Genomic DNA, 19,807 nt, shown 5'->3' with positions numbered 1-19,807 from the left:
CCCTTTCGGAGATTGTCGCGATGAAAATTGGCGAACTGGCGAAACTGACCGACTGTCAGGTCGAAACGATTCGATATTACGAGCGTGAAGGGCTGCTACCGGAGCCGGCGCGCAGTGATGGCAATTACCGCTTGTACACGCAGGCGCACGTTGAGCGCCTGACATTTATCCGCAATTGCCGCAGCCTCGACATGACCCTGGAAGAGATCCGCAGCCTGCTTAACCTGCGCGACAGCCCACAAGACCAGTGCGAAAGCGTCAATGCGCTGATCGACGAACATATCCACCACGTCAAGGCACGGATCGACAGCTTGCAGGCATTACAGGCACAACTGCTCGACCTGCGACAACGCTGTAGCGCGGGCGCAGACAAGGATCATTGCGGGATTTTGCAGCGTCTGGAGGTAAGCGGCTCGGTAACCGCACCCGAAGGCGAGCCCAGCCATGTGGGCAGAAGCCACGGGCATTGAAACCAACAATCTGTAGCCGCTGCCGAAGGCTGCGTCCGAGGGCGCAGCCGTCGCAAAACCGTTGATCGCGGTACAAGCAACAGACCGCGACGCCTGACTTTACGACGGCTTCGCCGCCGGACGCAGCCTTCGGCAGCTGCTACGGATTAAGCCGGGGGGGTTACACCGCCATTGGTGCGGTCATGGGGGCGTGGTGCTGATAGCCTTCAAGGCTGAAGTCACTCGGCTCAATCAGGCCTAGCCATTCAGGCTGGTAGATACCGGTTTTAGCAAATTCCGGGACACGATCCGAAATCACCAGTTTGGGCATCGGGAAGGGTTCGCGAGTCAGTTGCTCGTTGAGCATGTCCAGGTGGTTCTCATACACGTGGGCATCGCCGATAAAGTAGGTGAACCAGCGCGGCGTATAACCGGTCAGGCGCCCGATCAGGCTCAGCAGTGCCGCGCCTTCGGTCAAGTTGAACGGTGTACCCAGGCCCAGGTCATTGGAGCGAATGTACAGCGTCAGAGAGATTTCCCGCGTCTCGACATTCGGGTGAAACTGGTACAGCAAATGGCACGGCGGCAATGCCATCTCATCAAGCTGGGCGCAGTTCCAGCCGTGAAACAGGATGCGGCGGCTGCCGGGGTCATTGATGATGGTGTCCACGCATTGGCGCACTTGATCAATGGCTTTGTACAACACCACGTAGGCCTGACCGTCTTCTTCACCTTCAGCAATCTTGCGATAACCCTGGCTCAGGCACAGCTCGATAGCGGCCACGTTGCTGCGCTCGACTTGCTTGTAGGCAGGCCATTTACGCCATTGCACACCGTAAATTTCGCCCAGATCGTCTTCGCCCTGACGGAACGGGTTGGCCAGCCACTGTGCATTTTCATTGGCGTTTTGGTCCCATACCTTGCACCCCAGCGCGCGAAAGTCCGCCGCGCTGTTCACTGGGCGCAAGAAACCACACATCTCGCCAATGGCCGATTTGAAGGCCATGCGACGGGTGGTGATGGCCGGGAAACCTTCCTTGAGGTCATAGCGCAACATGGCGCCGGGCAGACTGATGGTCTTCACACCGGTACGGTTGGCTTGCAAGGTGCCATTTTTAATAACGTTGGCAACGAGGTCGAGATATTGCTTCATGGTTTTCCTACCGTTTGAATGCAGGGCTGCTATAAACCCTGCCATTCGAATGTATTACGCCGCTTTTTGAGCCACGGAGTCGCGCTGGTAAGCCCACCAGATGAGGAACAGGCCACCCAAAATCATTGGGATGCAGAGAATTTGCCCCATCGTTACCCAACCGAATGCCAGATACCCCAGTTGTGCATCGGGAACACGGACGAATTCGACGATAAAGCGGAAGATGCCGTAAAACAGCGCGAACATCCCGGAAACCGCCATAGTTGGGCGTGGTTTACGCGAATACAGCCAAAGAATGATGAAGAGTGCCACACCTTCCAGGGCGAACTGGTAAAGCTGCGACGGATGACGCGCCAATTGTTGCGGGTCGGTCGGAAAAATCATTGCCCACGGCACATCACTGGCTTTGCCCCACAACTCGGCGTTGATGAAGTTGCCGATACGTCCGGCGCCCAGACCGATTGGCACCACAGGGGCGATAAAGTCCATGATCTGGAAGAACGACTTGTTATTGCGCTTGCCGAACCACCATGTAGCCAGCATCACGCCAATCAGGCCACCGTGGAACGCCATGCCGCCTTTCCACACTTCAAAAATCAGCAGCGGGTTGGCGAGGTAAGCACTCAGGTCATAGAACAGCACATACCCTAAACGACCGCCGACAATCACACCCATCGCCACCCAGAACACCAGATCCGAGAGCTTTTCTTTGGTCCACGTGGGATCAAAGCGATTAAGGCGGCGCGACAGAATCAGCCAAGCGGCGCCGATACCGATCAGGTACATCAAACCGTACCAATGGATTTTCAGCGGGCCGATGGCCAATGCCACCGGATCAATCTGCGGGTAAGGCAGCATTACGACTCCTCGTTAGATCAGGAAACTCAAACCGACACAGAACAACAGTGCGGCAAACAGCCGTTTCAGCAGGCGCGGCGACAATTTATGGGCCAAACGCGCACCAAAACGGGCGAAAAACATACTGGTCAGGGCAATCCCGAGCAGCGCCGGCAAGTAAACAAAACCTAGACTATGCGCGGGCAAGTCAGGATTGTGCCAGCCAATGATCATGAAACTTAATGCACCCACCAGCGCAATGGGTAAACCGCAGGCTGCCGAGGTGCCCACGGCTTGCTGCATCGGCACACTGCGCCAGCTGAGGAACGGCACCGTCAGCGAACCGCCACCCACCCCGAAAATAGCCGAGGCCCAGCCAATCACAGTGCCGGCGACCGTCAGTCCGACTTTACCGGGTACCGTGCCGGTGGCTTTGGGTTGCAGCCCCAACGCCATCTGAAGGGCAATGACAATGGCGAATACGCCGATGATTTTCTGCAAATAAGGGCCGGAAATGGCTTCAGCTGTCAGCGCACCGATACCTGCGCCTATCAAAATGCCGACTGTCAGCCAGATAAACAGCGGCCAGCGCACAGCGCCTTTGCGGTTGTGCTCACGAATCGAATTGATCGACGTAAAAATGATCGTTGCCAATGATGTACCGACGGCCAGGTGGGTTAACACTTCGCTGTTAAAGCCCTGCAAAGTGAAGCTGAACACCAGCACCGGCACAATGATGATCCCGCCACCGACCCCGAACAACCCGGCCAGTACGCCCGCAAAGCCTCCAAGCACCAGATAGAGCAGAAATTCCATAACGCCCCCCCAAATTTGACCCGCATGGTAACGGAGCAAAGGCCAAGGCTCCACTCAATGGCGCGACACGGCAGAGCAATCTATAAGTAGTGGGGTTAAAAAAACATTAAGGAGTGCCTGCCCATGTGCCTGATTGTTTTCGCTTGGCGCCCCGGCCACGCTCAACCGTTGGTCGTTGCGGCCAACCGTGATGAGTTTTACGCACGTCCCAGCAAACCGCTGGCCCATTGGGCCGAGTCGCCGCAGGTGTATGCCGGTCGTGATCTTGAAGCCAGCGGCACGTGGTTGGGGATTGGCCCCAACGGCCGATTTGCTGCGCTGACCAACATTCGTGAACCGCACAAGCCACCGGCCCGACGCTCACGAGGCGAACTGGTGTCTGATTTTTTGAGCGGTGACATTTCGATCGGTGAGTATTTCAAGAATGTGGGGCAACGGTCAGTGGATTACGCAGGGTTCAACTTATTGTTGGGCACCGCTGATCAACTGTGGCATTTCAATTCCAGGGATGTGACTGCACAACCCGTGGAGCCAGGACTTCACGGCATATCAAATGCTGGCCTGGATACACCCTGGCCCAAACTGCTCAAAGCCAGGGCAGCGCTGAATGAAGTGCTTGTCGACCCACAGCCTCAAGCACTGTTGGCGCTGCTCAAAGATTCGCAGACTGCGCCCTTTAGCGAGCTGCCGGATACCGGAGTAGGGTTGGCTACCGAGAGTCTGCTTTCGAGTGTATTTATTGCCAGCCCCACCTATGGCACACGTGCCAGCACCGCGCTGATCGTCAATGCAGACGGCTCGAGGGTTATGGTGGAACGCAGCTTTGGCCCGTCGGGGGCGCGTTTGGGGGAAGTGACGTTGACGGTGTGACCGCTACCCTCACCCCAACCCTCTCCCATAGGGAGAGGGAGCTGATACGGGGCGCTGCTCAAATCTGCTGTTGCCTTTAGTCCCCCTCCCTCAGGGAGAGGGCGCTGATACGGGGTGCTGCGCAAATCTGCTGTTGCTTTTAGTCCCCCCTCCCTCAGGGAGAGGGAGTTGATACGGGGCGCAGCGCAAATCTGCTGTTGCCTTTAGTCCCCCCTCCCTCAGGGAGAGGGAGTTGATACGGGGCGCTGCGCAAATCTGCTGTTGCCTTTAGTCCCCTCTCCCTCCGGGAGAGGGTTAGGGTGAGGGGCTTTTGATTTTCAGCGTGCCTTGCGCACACCTTCCGCCAGTGCCGCACACAAGCTCAGCACACCATCCACCGCTTGCTCGGGCGTTGCAGCATTTTCGATCTTGTCGATCAACGCTGACCCCACCACCACACCGTCAGCCAGTCGGGCAATCGCAGCGGCCTGCTCCGGGGTGCGAATCCCGAAACCAACGCTGATCGGCAAATCGGTATGGCGACGCAGACGCTCGATCGCCGTGCTCACCTGCTCAGTCGTCGCAGAACCCGCACCGGTCACACCCGCTACCGACACGTAATACACAAAGCCCGAGCTGCCGGCCAAGACCGTCGGCAGACGTACATCGTCAGTGGTCGGCGTGGTCAGACGAATAAAGTCCAGACCTGCCACCTGGGCCGGGTCGCACAACTCACCGTTGTGCTCAGGCGGCATGTCGACAACGATCAGGCCATCCACGCCCGAGTCTTTGGCCTCTGCAATAAAACGCGCCACACCATAGTGGTGAATAGGGTTGAAATAGCCCATCAGCACCAGCGGCGTATCAGTGTTGCCTTCACGAAACTCGCGAACCATTTGCAGGGTTTTTGCCAGATTCTGCTTGGCGCCCAAGGCCCGGATATTAGCCAGCTGAATGGCTGGGCCATCCGCCATGGGATCAGTGAAGGGCATGCCCAACTCGATCACATCAGCGCCCGCTGCAGGCAACCCCTTGAGAATGGCCAGGGAGGTGGCGTAATCCGGGTCACCCGCCGTGACGAAGGTCACCAGCGCAGCGCGGTTTTGTTCTTTAAGGTCAGCAAAACGTGTTTGCAGGCGGCTCATAAGTGTTTCTCCTGCTGGGACTGTTCCATGTGGTGCATCACAGTTTGCATGTCTTTGTCGCCTCGGCCCGAAAGGTTGACCACCATCAGGTGATCCGCCGGCAGCGTCGGTGCACGCTTGAACACTTCGGCCAGGGCATGGGCGCTCTCCAGTGCCGGGATGATGCCTTCAAGACGGCAGCATTTATGGAACGCATCCAAGGCTTCGTCGTCGGTCACCGAGGTGTACTCAACGCGACCAATGTCGTGCAACCACGCGTGTTCAGGGCCGATACCCGGATAGTCCAGGCCTGCGGAAATCGAATGTGCGTCGATGATCTGTCCATCGTCGTCCTGGAGCAGAAAAGTGCGATTGCCGTGCAGCACGCCCGGCACGCCACCATTGAGGCTGGCCGCGTGCTTGCCGGTTTCAATGCCGTAACCCGCCGCTTCAACGCCGATAATTTCAACGCTGGTGTCATCCAGAAACGGGTGGAACAGGCCCATGGCATTGGAGCCACCGCCGATACACGCCACCAGACTGTCTGGCAGACGACCTTCCTGTGCTTGCATCTGGTCGCGGGTTTCCTTGCCGATCACGGCTTGGAAATCTCGCACCATCGCAGGGTAAGGATGTGGCCCGGCCACGGTACCGATCAGGTAGAACGTGTCATCAACGTTAGTCACCCAGTCGCGCAGGGCTTCGTTCATCGCATCTTTGAGGGTGCCAGTGCCCGCCACAACCGGGATGACTTCGGCGCCCAGCAACTTCATGCGAAACACGTTGGCCTGTTGACGCTCGATGTCAGTGGTGCCCATGTAGATCACGCATTGCAGGCCAAAACGTGCGGCCACAGTGGCCGTAGCCACGCCGTGCATGCCGGCACCCGTCTCGGCGATGATGCGTTTTTTACCCATGCGCCGGGCCAGCAGTATCTGCCCGATGCAGTTGTTGATCTTGTGCGCACCCGTGTGATTCAACTCTTCGCGTTTGAGGTAAATCTTGGCGCCACCGCAGAACTCAGTCAGACGCTCGGCGAAGTAAAGCGGGCTTGGGCGACCCACGTAATCACGCTGGAAGTAGGCCAGCTCTTTAATGAACTCAGGATCAGTCTTGGCCAGCTCGTACTCACGATCCAGATCAAGGATCAGCGGCATCAGGGTTTCGGCCACGTAGCGGCCGCCGAATGCGCCAAACAGGCCATTGGCATCAGGGCCGGTACGCAAATTTGATTGGGTCATGTGACACTCCAGCTGAAAAGGTAAGAAGGTCGATGGGCCTGACTTTAACCGCGACAGCGCTGGATGAAAACCGATAAGATCGCCACAACCTGTCAGGAAAACTCACAGATACCATGAGCCGCGACCTTCCCCCTCTTAATGCCCTTCGTGCGTTCGAAGCGACTGCCCGCTTGGGCAGTGTCAGCCTTGCAGCGGATCATTTAAATGTCACCCACGGCGCCGTTAGTCGGCAATTAAAAGTGCTCGAAGAGCATTTGGGGGTCAGCCTGTTCGTGAAGGAAGGCCGCGGCCTGAAGCTCACGGAAGCAGGCATCCGTCTACGCGATGCCAGCAGTGAAGCCTTTGAAAGACTGCGCAATGTATGCGCCGAAATCACACAAAGCCACGACGACGCGCCTTTTGTTCTCGGGTGTTCAGGCAGCTTGCTGGCGCGCTGGTTTATCCCCCGGCTGGGCCGCTTGAATGCCGACTTGCCAGATTTGCGCCTGCACCTGTCTGCCGGCGAAGGAGATCTGGACCCGCGTCGACCCGGCCTTGATGCGTTGCTGGTGTTTGCCGAGCCGCCTTGGCCAGCTGACATGCAGGTGTATGAATTAGCCAGTGAGCGCATTGGGCCGGTCATCAGCCCGCGTTTCGCCCGCTATGAGCAACTGCGCAAGGCACCTGCCAGCGCGCTGCTTGAAGAACCGTTGTTGCACACCACGTCGCGGCCACAGGCATGGCCAAGATGGGCGCGACAAAACGCGTTAGAGCCGGGAGATTTGAAATACGGCCAAGGGTTCGAGCATTTGTATTATTTGCTTGAGGCAGCGGTGGCGGGACTGGGTGTCGCGATTGCTCCCGAGCCGTTGGTGGCTGAGGATTTGAAGGAGGGTCGCCTGGCTGCGCCTTGGGGTTTCAAGGAAACCCCGGCACAGCTGGCGTTGTGGCTGCCCAAGCGCGCCGCAGACGGGCGCGCCCGGCAACTGGCGCAATGGCTCAAAGCTGAGCTTGCGCGCAGCGCGGCGAATTAGTTACCGCGCTTGCACATCAGAAATGCGGCCAGCAGACCCAGCGCGCCGATTGCAACACCCGCCGTGGCATAGGGATGCTCCTGCGCGTATTCGCGGGTAGCCACTGCTGTTTCGCGGGTTTTATCTTTCACTTCTTCGTATGCATCGCTGATCAGATGACGCGAGTGCTTCAGTGCGCTTTCTGCATTGCTTTTGAGCACTTTAAGCGTTTTCTGGGACTCTTCGGAAGCGTCGTGCTTGAGGCTTTCCAGAGACTTGAGCAGGCTTTCGATCTCTGCTTCCATACTTTGCAATGATGCTTTACGTAGAGAATTGCTAGCCATTGGGGCTCTCCTGCATTGATGAGTGAGGTGCTTGTTAAGTCCGACTACGGGGGTTTGAGAAAGTGCAGTTGAACTGAACTTTTCCTTTCAAATCGTCCACAAAGTATTTAGCACAATCGCTGCTAGGCTTTGATCTACGACAAAGGAGAACGTTATGTCTGACCACCACACCTACAAAAAAATCGAACTGGTAGGCTCGTCCCCGAGCAGCATAGAAGACGCCATCAGTAATGCACTGGCCGAAGCCAACAAAAGCATCAAACATTTGGAATGGTTCGAGGTGATGGACACTCGCGGGCATATCAAGGACGGCAAGGTGGCGCACTATCAAGTCACGCTTAAAGTCGGTTTCCGGATTGCCAACAACTGATCCGAAGCAAGCCTTTCGACTTGCGGACTGGCCGATTGCCATAAAGTCCGCTACACCATCAGGGTGCAACGCGGCACATACGCGTTGCACCCTTTTGTTTTGACTAGGGAATGTGACCGATGAAAAAGATTTTATTGGCGGCAGCCTTACTTAGCCTCGCCGGAACCGCGTTCGCAGCGGGCAAGCCGTGCGAAGAGCTGAAAAGTGAAATCGCCGCGAAGATTGATGCCAAGGGTGCGGTTGGCTATTCGCTGGAAGTCGTTGATAAAGGCACCAGCCCTGATGGGAAAGTCGTAGGCTCGTGCGAAGCGGGCACCAAAGAAATTGTTTACAAGCGCGGTTGAGTGTCAAAAAAGCCGACATACGTGTCGGCTTTTTTGTGTCTCAAAAACGTAGGATTACGCCTCGTTTAAAACCTGCGCCAGCAACTCATAGGAATGAATGCGGTCGGCGTGCTCATACAAATCACAGGTAAAAATAAGTTCGTCCGCCTGAGTTTGCTCAACCAGCACCTCAAGTTTGGCGCGAATTTTCTCTGGGCTACCGACCATCGCCAGGCCCAAAAAGCTCATCACCGCCTCTTTCTCATGAGGCAGCCATAGACCGTCCATTGTCTGTACAGGCGCACGCTGAACCAGACTTTGACCGCGCATGAGCGCCAGAATCCGCTGGTACACGGAGGTTGCCAAATACTCGGCGCGCTCATCCGTGTCGGCAGCCACCAAGGGCACCCCGAGCATGACATAAGGCTTGTCGAGAACGGCTGAAGGCTTGAAGTGATTGCGGTACACACGAATCGCTTCATGCATTAAACGCGGTGCGAAATGTGACGCGAAGGCGTACGGTAAACCGCGCTCACCGGCCAATTGTGCGCTAAACAGGCTGGAACCCAGCAACCAGATAGGCACATTGGTGCCCGTTCCCGGCATGGCGATCACCCGTTGATCAGGCGTGCGTGGGCCCAGGTAACGGGCCAGCTCAGCCACATCCTCGGGGAAGTCATCTGAACTGCCGGAACGCTCGCGGCGTAAAGCGCGGGCGGTCATCTGGTCAGACCCCGGCGCGCGGCCAAGGCCCAGATCGATACGACCCGGATACAGACTTTCAAGGGTGCCAAACTGCTCGGCAATCACCAGCGGCGCATGATTGGGCAGCATTACACCACCCGAGCCTACGCGAATGGTCGACGTACCGCCCGCCAGGTAACCAATTAAGACTGACGTCGCAGAGCTGGCGATGCCGTCCATATTGTGGTGTTCCGCCACCCAGAAACGGTTGTAGCCAAACTTTTCCACATGCTGTGCCAGGTCCAGCGAATTGCGCAGCGACTCGGCGGCACTGCCATTTTCACGCACAGGCACCAGGTCGAGAGTCGAGTATTTGATATCACACAAACGTGTCATGGCCGGCTTCTCCTTAAGGGACGCAGGCCATGACGCTCGCCAGAACCTGCCAGTGTTAATTCAATATGGGCATATACCCGAGTTTCAATAGCGGCCTAAGAATTGAGCTACAAAAAAAGACGATTGGTCTGACAAGGTGAACTTTGTGATGACGTCTACCCTCACACCTCCAGTCAGGCGTGAAATCTTTGCGCCGCTCTTCAGGAGGCACGTATGAGTATCAAAAAGAAAGCATCGGCTCATTGGGAAGGCGACCTTAAAACCGGCATCGGCTCCATCTCCACAGAAACCGGCGTGCTGCGCGAAGCCCCGTATGGCTTCAAGGCACGTTTTGAGGGCGGTAAAGGCACCAACCCCGAAGAACTGATCGGCGCAGCCCATGCGGGTTGTTTTTCCATGGCGCTGTCGATGATTCTCGGCGATGCCGGGCTTAAAGCGGACAGCATCGATACAACAGCCGAAGTAACGCTGGATCAGGTCGATGGCGGTTTCGCGATCACTGCCATTCACCTTGTGCTCAAGGCCAAGGTTCCAGGAGCAACCCAGGAGAAGTTCACCGAGCTGACCAACAAGGCCAAAGAAGGTTGCCCGGTGTCCAAGGTGCTCAACGCCAAAATCACCCTCGACGCAACACTGCTGAGCTAAACCGGCACTGGCTGCTCCGTTGTGCGAGAGCGCAACGCGGGTAGCCATTCGGCCCTGGGTTGCGGCAAATCAGATGCGCGGGGCGCTAAATGTGATTGGATGATCACTCATCGCGTCAGACCATGACTTAGCGTTGTGCCATAAGGGAGTTTCCACCATGAAACGTTTCGCTTTAGCTGTCATCTGCTGCGCCATGACCACCTCGATACTCGCCGCGCCAAAACCGTGCGATGAACTGAAGGCTGAAATTGAAGCCAAAATTCAGGCCAAGGACGTACCGTCCTACACATTGGAAGTCGTGACCAAAGACGAAGTACACGACCAGAACATGGTGGTGGGCACGTGTGAAAACGGCACCAAAAAGATCATTTATCAAAAGAACGACGCCTGATAGCTACGGCAAGCAGTTAACCAGTCGCTCCTCGCTCACCACCTTACCCTGGGCGTTGTACAGCCGGGCGTAAGCGTTAAATCCCAGAGAGCGAGCTTGCAGCCGGTAACGTTGTCCCGGCTGGAAGTTGTCGTAATCAAGCGTGATGTAGCACAGGCGCTCCTGAGGGTCGCTGAACAGACTCCTGCCACCGACTATCACCTCGAAATCAAAACGCACCATCAACTCATGCCCGCCGGGCGTGACTTGAAAGTAGCGTCCATCTGCCACGCGCTGGCCATCCAGACGTTCGGCCATCACCAACTTGCCCGTAAGCGTCTGAAAATCGACCCACGCCATGTTCGGGTCAACCGGGGGCAGCGGTGTGCTGGCACAGGCACTGAGCACGCAGCCAACGAGCAACAAGAGAAAGGTGCGCATGGCGTTATCCACAAGGTAATGAAAGACAAGCATAGCGTCCAACGCCCGCAGGTGCTGCAAAGCTGTTCTCTTGCGTGTGCTCCCAGTAGTCTTGCGTCACGCCCCCACTGGATCGCGTTATGACGCTGCGAATTCGCTGCCTGCTGGCCATCGCCATGCTGTTACTGCTCAGTGGTTGTTCCAGTGTGCGCTATTACTCACAACTGGCCAGTGGCCAATGGCAGTTGCTGAAGTCACGCGAGCCGGTTGATGCGCTGATTGCCGACCCGCAACAGCCCAGCGCATTGCGCCAGCAACTGACCCGGGCACAGGCGGCGCGCACCTTCGCCACCCGGCAGTTGCACTTGCCCGATAACCAGAGCTATCGCCTGTACGCCAATCTTCAGAGGCCCTTTGTGGTGTGGAATGTCTTCGCCACGCCTGAATTTTCACTCACGCCCATTACCCATTGCTTCCCGATTGCCGGTTGTGTGGCTTACCGGGGCTATTACAGTCAGGGCGGCGCACGAGGCGAAGCGGCCCTTGCGCGCCAGCAAGACAGAGATGTGTTTATCAGTGGCGTTGAGGCATATTCAACTTTGGGTTGGTTCGACGACCCGATCCTCAACACCATGCTCAGCTGGGGCGATGAGCGTTTGGCGACGCTGATTTTTCATGAGTTGGCGCATCAGCGGGTTTACGTCAAAGACGACACAGAGTTCAACGAGTCTTTCGCCAGCTTTGTTGAGCAGGAAGGGACGCGCCAATGGCGAGCTCACCAAGGCTTGCCACCCCTCAGCACGACAGGCACGCAACAACGCGATCAATTTATTGAGCTGGTGTTGGGCACCCGTCAGCGCTTGCAAACACTCTATGAACAACCCTTGCCAGCGCCCGTCATGCGCCAGCGTAAAGAGCAAGAATTTGAGCGTATGCGCCATGAATACCGACAGCTTCGCGACCAGCAATGGGGCGGTAATCGCCGATATGACGCTTGGGCCAATTCGCCGATGAACAACGCAAAGCTTCTACCGTTTGGCCTCTATGACCAATGGGTACCCGCCTTTGCTGCGCTGTTCAAAAAATCGGGAAATGATTGGCAGGTGTTCTATGCCGAAGTTGAACAGGTGGGCCAATTACCGCCTCTTCAACGCACCGCTGCTTTACGCCAGTGGGCCGCACATTAGCTGGGCTTGAACCAGCCCACCAGGGCACAAGACGCAAAGGAGCTCGTGCTGCAAGCGCCACTGCTCAGGGCTGCACGTAGTCGTGGAATATCGGCATTCATCATGTAACTCACCCCATCCTTGAAGTGCGAATTCTCGCCATAACCGCCCTGAATCATCTCCTGCAGGGCATCTTCTTTACGCCAGTCCTGTACGACCACGCGATACATTGCGGCTATCAACCCGGTACGGTCCACGCCGTGCTTGCAGTGCATCAGCACCGGGCCGTGCGCTTGTGCTGTCTGAATGGCACGCAAAGCAGCCAATACATCAGCGTCATCGACATGATTGGTGCGATACGGCAACTGGACTGTTTTGATGGCCGAGGTTTTCAACCAGGTGTCATCGGACTCAGGCAAGAAGTTGATGACGGTGCCGATGTGCAGCTCGTCCAGCAGGGGGTTAGCGGCTTCGTCCGGTAAGGCGCTGCGGTACAAGGTCGGCGACATTTGATACAGGTTGTAGTGCTCATTAATGGGTTGGGCCCATTGATCGGGCCGCGGTGCAGTTGTCTCGTCGGCCCACGTCAGGGGCATCGCACACGCGGTTAAAAGTGTCAGGCACAACGCAATCAAAAACCGGGGCTTAGGCATTTCTATTCGACCACTTCATCTAGAAATTATTGTTGGAAGTGATCAGGTTGAGCGAATCACGATCAAAATCGCGTGAGCAGTTTGTAAAAAAATCATGACGGGGCTGATTTTAGGTGCGGCAAAATTACGCATGAAACGGTTCATCCACACGCCTGGCCTGTTAGTATTTGTAACTAATAGTTGCCTGCGTGTGCTGTTTGCCGACCGATTTCGGTCCGTGCTGCTACCAAAACGACAAACTGCCATTGAGCAGTTGTAACCCGTGATTGCCCGATGAGAGGCCCCTCGAATGTCTGATCAAGACAACCCGCGGCGTGAGTTTTTGCGCAAAACCCTGACCCTGATTCCCGTGGTCACCGTGGCCAGCACCGGTCTGGGTGGCACCATGATGATGGCTACCCCTGTAGTCGCCGCGCCTGAGCCAGAACAACGCCGTGCAACCCCTGCTCAAGCTTACGAGCCAACCTGGTTCACCGCCGAAGAGTGGGCGTTTGTAAACGCGGCCGTAGCACGCTTGATCCCGGCTGACGAGCAAGGGCCTGGCGCACTGGAAGCGGGCGTTCCTGAATATATCGATCGGCAGATGAACACCCCCTACGCCACCGGCGCTCTGTGGTTCATGCAAGGCCCTTTCAATGCGGATGCAGCACCCGAGATGGGCTGGCAGAGCAAACTGGTGCCTCAGCAGATTTATCGCTTGGGCATTGCCGCTACGGAGGCACTGTGCAAAAAGACCTATAACTCAACATTTGCTGGCCTAGACAGCGCTACCCGAGACAAAGTGCTCATGCAGTTGGAGGCTGGCAAGCCTGCCTTCGAGAGCGTCCCGGCCAAAATGTTTTTCAGCTTTTTGCTGCAAAACACCAAAGAAGGCTTCTTTTGTGACCCCATTCATGGCGGCAACAAAGGCATGGTCGGCTGGACCATGATCGGCTTCCCCGGCGCTCGCGCTGACTTTATGGATTGGGTAGAACGCAACGAGCAGTACCCCTTCCCCGCAGTATCCATCCGCGGCGAGAGGGCTTGAGCATGTCGACCGTTATGAAAAAAGTTGATGCAGTGATTGTCGGTTTCGGCTGGACCGGCGCGATCATGGCCAAAGAGCTGACAGAAGCGGGCCTGAATGTTGTGGCCCTTGAGCGTGGTCCGATGCAGGACACTTACCCTGACGGCAATTACCCGCAGGTCATCGACGAACTTACCTACAGCGTGCGCAAGAAGCTGTTTCAGGACGTCTCGAAAGAAACCGTGACCATTCGCCACAGTGTCAACGATGTGGCGCTACCCAACCGTCAATTGGGCGCCTTCCTGCCCGGCAACGGTGTCGGTGGCGCGGGCTTGCACTGGTCGGGTGTGCATTTTCGTGTCGACCCCATAGAGCTGCGCATGCGCAGTCATTACGAAGAGCGCTACGGCAAAAAATTCATTCCTGAAGACATGACCATTCAAGACTTCGGCGTCAGCTACGAAGAGCTGGAACCGTTTTTTGACTATGCCGAAAAAGTCTTCGGCACCTCGGGCCAGGCCTGGACCGTCAACGGCCAATTGGTGGGGCAAGGCAAAGGCGGCAATCCTTACGCGCCGGATCGCTCCCATCATTTCCCGCTTGAATCACAGAAAAATACTGTCTCTGCGCAGTTGTTTCAGAAAGCCGCCAATGAAGTCGGTTACAAGCCTTACAACTTGCCGTCTGCCAACACCTCTGGGCCTTACACCAACCCGTATGGCGCGCAAATGGGGCCGTGCAATTTCTGCGGCTTTTGCAGTGGTTATGTCTGCTACATGTATTCCAAAGCGTCGCCTAACGTGAACATTCTGCCGGCCCTCAAGCCGCTGCCAAACTTTGAGCTGCGCCCCAATGCTCATGTGATCCGGGTCAATCTGGACAGCACTAAAACCAAAGCCACGGGTGTTACGTACATCGACGCATCGGGCCGCGAAATCGAGCAACAAGCCGATCTGGTGATTTTGGGCGCGTTCCAGTTTCACAATGTGCGGTTGATGCTGCTCTCGGGTATCGGCAAACCTTACGACCCGAAAACCGGTGAAGGCGTGGTGGGCCGTAACTTCGCTTACCAGAACATGGGCACCATCAAGGCCTATTTCGATAAAGACGTGCACACCAATAACTTTATCGGCGCAGGTGGCAACGGCGTGGCGATTGACGATTTCAACGCCGACAATTTCGACCACGGGCCGCATGGCTTTGTCGGGGGTTCGCCGATGTGGGTGAACCAGGCAGGCAGCCGCCCGATTGCAGGCACCTCAAACCCGCCGGGTACCCCGGCATGGGGCAGCGCCTGGAAAAAAGCCACTGCCGATTACTACACCCACCAAGTGTCGATGGACGCCCACGGCGCGCATCAATCTTACCGTGGCAACTACCTCGATCTTGATCCGGTGTACCGCGATGCCTACGGCCAGCCGCTGCTGCGCATGACCTTCGACTGGCAAGAAAACGACATCAAGATGAACCGTTTCATGATGGAAAAAATGGGCAAGATTGCTGAAGCAATGAACCCCAAAGCCATCGCCCGTATCGGCAAGCAAGTGGGTGATCACTTCAACACCGCGTCGTACCAGACCACTCACCTCAATGGGGGAGCGATCATGGGCACCGACCCGAAAACCAGCGCGCTCAATCGTTACTTGCAGAGCTGGGATGTGCATAACGTATTTGTGCCGGGCGCATCGGCCTTCCCCCAAGGTTTGGGCTACAACCCGACAGGACTGGTGGCGGCACTGACCTATTGGTCAGCACGGGCGATTCGCGAGCAATACCTGAAAAACCCCGGCCCACTGGTTCAGGCATAAGGAGCGATGACCATGAAAGCAGTTGTTATCGCGACCCTGACCTTGCTGGGCAGTTTCTCGGCGGTTGGCGCTGAGGATGATCAGCAGGCGTTGATCAAACAAGGCGAATACCTGGCCCGTGCCGGCGATTGCGTGGCCTGCCACACGGTCAAGGGCGGCAAGCCATTTGCGGGTGGCCTGGCAATGGAAACCCCGATCGGCACGATTTACTCGACCAACATCACCCCGGATCCGAGTGGCATCGGGGCTTACAGCTTTGAGGACTTCGACAAGGCGGTGCGTCATGGTGTTGCCAAAAATGGCAGCACCTTGTACCCGGCCATGCCCTACCCCTCCTACGCTCGGGTCAATCAGGCCGATATGCAGGCCCTGTATGCTTACTTTATGAAAGGCGTTGCGCCCGTCGCGCAAGCCAATAAAGACTCGGATATTCCCTGGCCGATGAGCATGCGCTGGCCTCTGGCGATGTGGCGTTGGGCCTTTGCGCCTGCGGTAGCGGACTTCACACCGGTAGCAGGGCAAGATCCGGTCGTGAGCCGTGGTGCCTATCTGGTGGAAGGCCTTGGACATTGCGGCGCCTGCCACACGCCCCGTGCACTGACCATGCAGGAAAAGGCGCTGGGTGCCGACGATGGCAGCGCATTCTTGTCGGGTAGCGCCCCGCTGGAAGGCTGGATCGCGAAAAACTTGCGTGGCGACCACAAGGATGGACTCGGCAGCTGGGACGAAGCGCAACTGGTGCAGTTCCTGAAAACGGGACGCAGCGACCGCAGTGCGGTCTTTGGCGGCATGAGCGATGTGATTAAACACAGCATGCAGTACATGTCGCCGGCTGATTTGACGGCCATTGCCCGCTATTTGAAGTCCTTGCCTGCCGTCGACCCGGCCGACAAACCGCATAAATACGACCCTGCGGTGGCTGATGCCTTATGGAACGGGGATGACAGCAAGCGCGGTGCCGCGGTGTATATCGACAACTGCGCCGCGTGTCATCGAACGGACGGTAACGGTTATAAGCGAGTGTTCCCAGCGTTGGCGGGCAACCCGGTGTTGCAGTCAGAGGACCCGACGTCGCTGATTCATATTGTGCTCAAAGGCGGGACGCTACCGGCGACCCATACCGCGCCTTCGACCTTCACCATGCCAGCCTTTGACTGGCGTTTGTCGGATCAGGAAGTGGCCGATGTGGTCAATTTCATCCGTACTAGCTGGGGCAATAAAGGTGGGGATGTAACCGCGAAAGAAGTTAAAGCGCTGCGCGAGTAGTGACGTATGCCCCGGCCCTCTGCTGTTGAGAACAGAAGAGGGTCGGGAGCCACGGTTAACCGAAGAACCAGTAGCAAACGCTAATGGCCGCCACCACCCCAGCAAACTCGGCCAGCAGGGCACACCCCACCGCATGCCTCGCACGCTGGATGCCCACGGCACCAAAATACACGGCCAGTACATAAAACGTGGTTTCCGTACTGCCCTGGACCGTCGCCGCCACCAGTGCCGCAAAACTGTCCACACCCTGGGTCTGCATGGTTTCGATCAGCAAGGCACGGGCTGCACTGCCCGAAAACGGCTTGACCATCGCCGTCGGCAGGGCGTCGACAAAACGAGTGTCCCAGCCCAGCCACTCAACCACATGACGAATGCCGTCCAGGCCAAAATCCAGCGCCCCCGAAGCCCGCAACACCCCTACCGCACACAGCATGGCAACCAGATAGGGCAGCAGGTTTTTTGCCACATCAAAGCCTTCCTTCGCGCCCTCGATGAACGCTTCGTAAACCTTGACCTTGCGCAGGGCGCCAATCACCAGAAACAACATGATCAAACCAAACAGCGTCAGGTTGCCCAGCAGCGAAGACAGGCTCGACAGTGTCGCCACCGACAGACTGGCCAGCAACGCCATAAACCCGCCGAGCAGCAAAGCACCCGGTATCAGGTACGCCAGCACCACAGGGTCCCACAGGCGCAAGCGCTGCATGACGGCCACCGAGAGCAGGCCTACGAGGGTAGAAGCACTGGTCGCCAGCAGGATAGGCAGAAACACCAGTGTCGGATCGGGTGCGCCCTGCTGAGCCCGATACATGAAGATGGTGACCGGCAATAACGTCAGCGATGATGCGTTAAGCACCAGAAACAGGATTTGCGCATTGGTGGCACTGGTTGGGCTGGGGTTCAGCTCCTGCAAGGCGCGCATGGCTTTTAGGCCAATGGGCGTGGCGGCGTTATCCAGACCTAAACCGTTGGCCGCAAAGTTCAAGGTAATGAACCCCAGCGCGGGATGGCCAGAAGGAACTTCCGGCATCAGGCGTTTGAACAAAGGCCCCAGCGCCCTGCCCAGCCAGTCAACGATTCCAGCCTTCTCGGCAATACGCAAAAAACCCAGCCAGAGGGTCAGCGTGCCGAACAACAGCACCATCACTTCAACCGATAGCTTGGCCATGGCGAAGATGCTTTCCACTATCGCCGCGAAAATTCCGGCATTACCACCCACAAGCCATTGGGCAAGTGCCGACACCGTAGCGACGACAAAAAAGCTGAGCCATAGGCCGTTAAGCATCGGAAAACTCCTTGAAAGTGCGACGAATAATAGCGGCCATACCCCAGAAACAACAAACCCCGGACAAGTCCGGGGTTTGGGAGTGAAGCAGCCTTAAGCGATTATTCGCCTTTTGGCAGGGCTTGCTTGCTGCGCCAGTGCGGCAGCGAGTTCCAGTAGCGTTCGCCTTTGGCCTCGTCGTACATGCCTTCCCAGCGGGAAATAACCAGTACGGCCAACGCGTTACCAATCACGTTCAGCGCGGTACGGGCCATGTCCATGATACGGTCGACACCGGCGATAAAGGCAAGGCCTTCCAGCGGGATACCCACACTGCCCAAGGTGGCCAGCAGCACCACAAAGGACACACCCGGTACACCGGCGATGCCTTTGGAGGTCACCATCAAGGTCAGTACCAGCAGCAGTTGCTGGCTGATCGACAGGTCAATGCCATACAACTGGGCGATAAAGATCGCTGCAATGCTTTGGTAGAGCGTCGAACCGTCAAGGTTGAACGAGTAGCCAGTCGGCACCACAAAGCTACAGATCGCTTTCGGGCAGCCGTAGGCTTCCATCTTCTCGATGACACGCGGCAGCACGGTTTCAGAGCTGGCGGTGGAGTAAGCCAGTACCAGCTCATCCTTGAAAATACGCATCAGCTTGAGGACAGAGAAGCCGAACAGCTTTGCAATCAAGCCCAATACTGCAAACGCGAAGAACAGAATTGCGACGTAAACCAGTACCACCAGTTTGGCCAGCGGCACCAGCGAAGCGAAGCCGAAGTTGGCTACGGTGACAGCGATCAGCGCAAACACACCAATGGGTGCGTAGTTCATGATCATGTGTGTCACTTTGAACATTGACTCAGACACGCCCTGGAAGGTTTTCACCAGCGGGTCGCGCAACTCAGCATTCAAGCTGGACAAGCCAAGACCGAACAGCACCGAGAAGAAGATGATCGGCAACATTTCACCGCGAGCCATGGCCGCGAAGATGTTCGAGGGGATCAGGTTAAGGATGGTCTCGATGAACGCATGTTCATGGGTGACCTCGGCAGCGGTGGCTGCGTACTTCGAAATATCGACCGTACCCAGGGTGCTCATGTCGATCCCGGCACCAGGCTGGAACACATTGGCAAGCACCAGACCGACCAGAATCGCGATGGTGGTCACGACCTCGAAGTAAATGATGGTTTTGAAACCGATACGACCAAGCTTCTTCGCATCCCCCACGCCTGCAATCCCGACAACCAGTGAAGAAATCACGATTGGGATCACGATCATCTTGATCAGACGGATAAAGATATCGCCTGCAGGTTGCAGAACGTTACTGATCCACCAGGCCTTTTCAGCACTGAAATGGTTGAGCAGCGCGCCGATTGCAATCCCGAGGACCAGACCTATGAGGATCTGCCAGGCGAGGCTAAGTTTTGCCTTCTTCATGTCATTACCCTTACTTCAAGTGGACTCGGGCAGAAGCACAAGCTAGAGCGCTCAGAAAGCGAAAAAAGCAGATGCTTCCACCCCCGTAGAAGGTCGCCCAAAACGAACCATACTGGCTCTTTGGCAGGCGAAAAAAGGCGCAACTATTCCCATGCAGGAGTAAACCGTCTAATGCCGTAAACGCCTACC

At 56.8% G+C, this 19,807-nt stretch carries 22 protein-coding genes; 11 read left to right on the top strand and 11 right to left on the bottom strand.

All coding sequences use genetic code 11. The features are described 5' to 3' along the window. Nucleotides 1-20: 20 nt before the first annotated feature. Nucleotides 21-470, top strand: a complete 450-nt coding sequence (gene cadR / locus EQV93_RS04785) for a Cd(II)/Pb(II)-responsive transcriptional regulator (protein WP_146385618.1) — start codon at nt 21-23, stop codon at nt 468-470. A gap of 160 nt (nt 471-630) precedes the next feature. Here the strand turns inward: cadR and EQV93_RS04780 are convergent, their stop codons facing one another. Genes EQV93_RS04780 through EQV93_RS04770 form a run of 3 tightly spaced genes read right to left on the bottom strand, consistent with a single transcriptional unit; the run spans nt 631 to nt 3,255 of the window. Next, on the bottom strand, nt 631-1,602 hold the full coding sequence (locus tag EQV93_RS04780; protein WP_240890956.1) for a thymidylate synthase: 972 nt from the start codon (nt 1,600-1,602) through the stop codon (nt 631-633). 54 nt (nt 1,603-1,656) lie between these two features. Beyond that, the gene (gene lgt, locus EQV93_RS04775; RefSeq protein WP_122786238.1) at nt 1,657-2,460 is read right to left on the bottom strand and encodes a prolipoprotein diacylglyceryl transferase; all 804 of its coding nucleotides are present in this window, start codon (nt 2,458-2,460) and stop codon (nt 1,657-1,659) included. 12 nt (nt 2,461-2,472) lie between these two features. Further along, nucleotides 2,473-3,255 (bottom strand): sulfite exporter TauE/SafE family protein, encoded by a 783-nt coding sequence (locus EQV93_RS04770; RefSeq protein ID WP_122786237.1) that lies wholly within the window; start codon nt 3,253-3,255, stop codon nt 2,473-2,475. A 123-nt stretch (nt 3,256-3,378) separates the two neighbouring features. On the opposite strand from EQV93_RS04770, the gene EQV93_RS04765 reads away from it, so the two are divergent. Next, nucleotides 3,379-4,125: an NRDE family protein gene (locus EQV93_RS04765; RefSeq protein ID WP_122786236.1), complete on the top strand. Its 747-nt coding sequence runs from the start codon at nt 3,379-3,381 to the stop codon at nt 4,123-4,125. Between the two features lie 317 nt (nt 4,126-4,442). Here EQV93_RS04765 and trpA read toward each other — a convergent pair whose 3' ends face one another. Both trpA and trpB read right to left on the bottom strand, forming a co-directional pair. Next, nucleotides 4,443-5,249 carry a tryptophan synthase subunit alpha gene (gene trpA, locus EQV93_RS04760; RefSeq protein ID WP_122786235.1) on the bottom strand — a complete coding sequence of 269 codons (807 nt, stop codon included), beginning with the start codon at nt 5,247-5,249 and terminating at the stop codon, nt 4,443-4,445. Continuing rightward, nucleotides 5,246-6,469 carry a tryptophan synthase subunit beta gene (trpB, locus tag EQV93_RS04755; RefSeq protein WP_240890955.1) on the bottom strand — a complete coding sequence of 408 codons (1,224 nt, stop codon included), beginning with the start codon at nt 6,467-6,469 and terminating at the stop codon, nt 5,246-5,248. The genes trpA and trpB overlap by 4 nt, the downstream gene beginning before the upstream one ends. 113 nt (nt 6,470-6,582) lie before the next feature. Between trpB and EQV93_RS04750 the strand changes: the two genes are divergently transcribed. Next, a complete protein-coding gene (locus EQV93_RS04750; RefSeq protein WP_240890954.1) occupies nt 6,583-7,482 on the top strand; it encodes a LysR family transcriptional regulator in 900 nt (299 codons plus the stop codon). On the opposite strand, the gene EQV93_RS04745 is transcribed toward EQV93_RS04750, so the two are convergent. Further along, nucleotides 7,479-7,805, bottom strand: a complete 327-nt coding sequence (locus EQV93_RS04745; RefSeq protein ID WP_122786232.1) for a DUF883 family protein — start codon at nt 7,803-7,805, stop codon at nt 7,479-7,481. The genes EQV93_RS04750 and EQV93_RS04745 overlap by 4 nt on opposite strands. Nucleotides 7,806-7,959: 154 nt before the next feature. Here EQV93_RS04745 and EQV93_RS04740 point away from each other — a divergent pair, with 154 nt between their 5' ends. Both EQV93_RS04740 and EQV93_RS04735 read left to right on the top strand, forming a co-directional pair. After that, nucleotides 7,960-8,175 carry a dodecin gene (locus EQV93_RS04740; protein ID WP_122786231.1) on the top strand — a complete coding sequence of 72 codons (216 nt, stop codon included), beginning with the start codon at nt 7,960-7,962 and terminating at the stop codon, nt 8,173-8,175. Nucleotides 8,176-8,294: 119 nt separating this feature from the next. Next, complete coding sequence (locus EQV93_RS04735; RefSeq protein ID WP_122786230.1) at nt 8,295-8,519, top strand: DUF1161 domain-containing protein; 225 nt, start codon at nt 8,295-8,297, stop codon at nt 8,517-8,519. 54 nt (nt 8,520-8,573) lie between these two features. On the opposite strand, the gene EQV93_RS04730 is transcribed toward EQV93_RS04735, so the two are convergent. After that, a complete protein-coding gene (locus EQV93_RS04730) occupies nt 8,574-9,578 on the bottom strand; it encodes an LLM class flavin-dependent oxidoreductase (RefSeq protein WP_240890950.1) in 1,005 nt (334 codons plus the stop codon). 213 nt (nt 9,579-9,791) lie between these two features. Here EQV93_RS04730 and EQV93_RS04725 point away from each other — a divergent pair, with 213 nt between their 5' ends. Next, nucleotides 9,792-10,223: an OsmC family protein gene (locus tag EQV93_RS04725; protein WP_240890948.1), complete on the top strand. Its 432-nt coding sequence runs from the start codon at nt 9,792-9,794 to the stop codon at nt 10,221-10,223. Nucleotides 10,224-10,380: 157 nt separating this feature from the next. Next, the gene (locus EQV93_RS04720; RefSeq protein ID WP_240890946.1) at nt 10,381-10,614 is read left to right on the top strand and encodes a DUF1161 domain-containing protein; all 234 of its coding nucleotides are present in this window, start codon (nt 10,381-10,383) and stop codon (nt 10,612-10,614) included. Between the two features lie 3 nt (nt 10,615-10,617). Here EQV93_RS04720 and EQV93_RS04715 read toward each other — a convergent pair whose 3' ends face one another. Beyond that, a complete protein-coding gene (locus EQV93_RS04715) occupies nt 10,618-11,034 on the bottom strand; it encodes a PA0061/PA0062 family lipoprotein (protein ID WP_122786305.1) in 417 nt (138 codons plus the stop codon). 119 nt (nt 11,035-11,153) lie between these two features. Between EQV93_RS04715 and EQV93_RS04710 the strand changes: the two genes are divergently transcribed. Next, on the top strand, nt 11,154-12,200 hold the full coding sequence (locus EQV93_RS04710; protein ID WP_240890945.1) for an aminopeptidase: 1,047 nt from the start codon (nt 11,154-11,156) through the stop codon (nt 12,198-12,200). Here the strand turns inward: EQV93_RS04710 and EQV93_RS04705 are convergent. Continuing rightward, the gene (locus EQV93_RS04705) at nt 12,197-12,832 is read right to left on the bottom strand and encodes a dual specificity protein phosphatase family protein (RefSeq protein ID WP_240890944.1); all 636 of its coding nucleotides are present in this window, start codon (nt 12,830-12,832) and stop codon (nt 12,197-12,199) included. The two genes, EQV93_RS04710 and EQV93_RS04705, sit on opposite strands and share 4 nt — an antisense overlap. Before the next feature lie 289 nt (nt 12,833-13,121). On the opposite strand from EQV93_RS04705, the gene EQV93_RS04700 reads away from it, so the two are divergent. Genes EQV93_RS04700 through EQV93_RS04690 form a run of 3 tightly spaced genes read left to right on the top strand, consistent with a single transcriptional unit; the run spans nt 13,122 to nt 16,912 of the window. Then, nucleotides 13,122-13,859 carry a gluconate 2-dehydrogenase subunit 3 family protein gene (locus tag EQV93_RS04700; RefSeq protein WP_122786224.1) on the top strand — a complete coding sequence of 246 codons (738 nt, stop codon included), beginning with the start codon at nt 13,122-13,124 and terminating at the stop codon, nt 13,857-13,859. A gap of 2 nt (nt 13,860-13,861) precedes the next feature. Continuing rightward, nucleotides 13,862-15,646 (top strand): GMC family oxidoreductase, encoded by a 1,785-nt coding sequence (locus EQV93_RS04695; protein WP_122786223.1) that lies wholly within the window; start codon nt 13,862-13,864, stop codon nt 15,644-15,646. Between the two features lie 12 nt (nt 15,647-15,658). Further along, nucleotides 15,659-16,912: a cytochrome c gene (locus EQV93_RS04690; RefSeq protein WP_240890943.1), complete on the top strand. Its 1,254-nt coding sequence runs from the start codon at nt 15,659-15,661 to the stop codon at nt 16,910-16,912. Nucleotides 16,913-16,967: 55 nt separating this feature from the next. Here EQV93_RS04690 and EQV93_RS04685 read toward each other — a convergent pair whose 3' ends face one another. Both EQV93_RS04685 and gltP read right to left on the bottom strand, forming a co-directional pair. Then, nucleotides 16,968-18,197, bottom strand: coding sequence for a nucleoside recognition domain-containing protein (locus EQV93_RS04685; RefSeq protein WP_122786221.1), 1,230 nt, complete (start codon nt 18,195-18,197; stop codon nt 16,968-16,970). A 101-nt stretch (nt 18,198-18,298) separates the two neighbouring features. Then, nucleotides 18,299-19,618, bottom strand: coding sequence for a glutamate/aspartate:proton symporter GltP (gene gltP, locus EQV93_RS04680; protein WP_122786220.1), 1,320 nt, complete (start codon nt 19,616-19,618; stop codon nt 18,299-18,301). Between the last annotated feature and the right edge of the window lie 189 nt (nt 19,619-19,807).

The sequence above is a fragment of the Pseudomonas sp. TMW22091 genome (assembly GCF_022496705.1).
GTDB classification, from domain to species: Bacteria; Pseudomonadota; Gammaproteobacteria; order Pseudomonadales; family Pseudomonadaceae; genus Aquipseudomonas; species Aquipseudomonas saxonica.
This window is presented reverse-complemented; position numbering and strand designations above follow the sequence as displayed.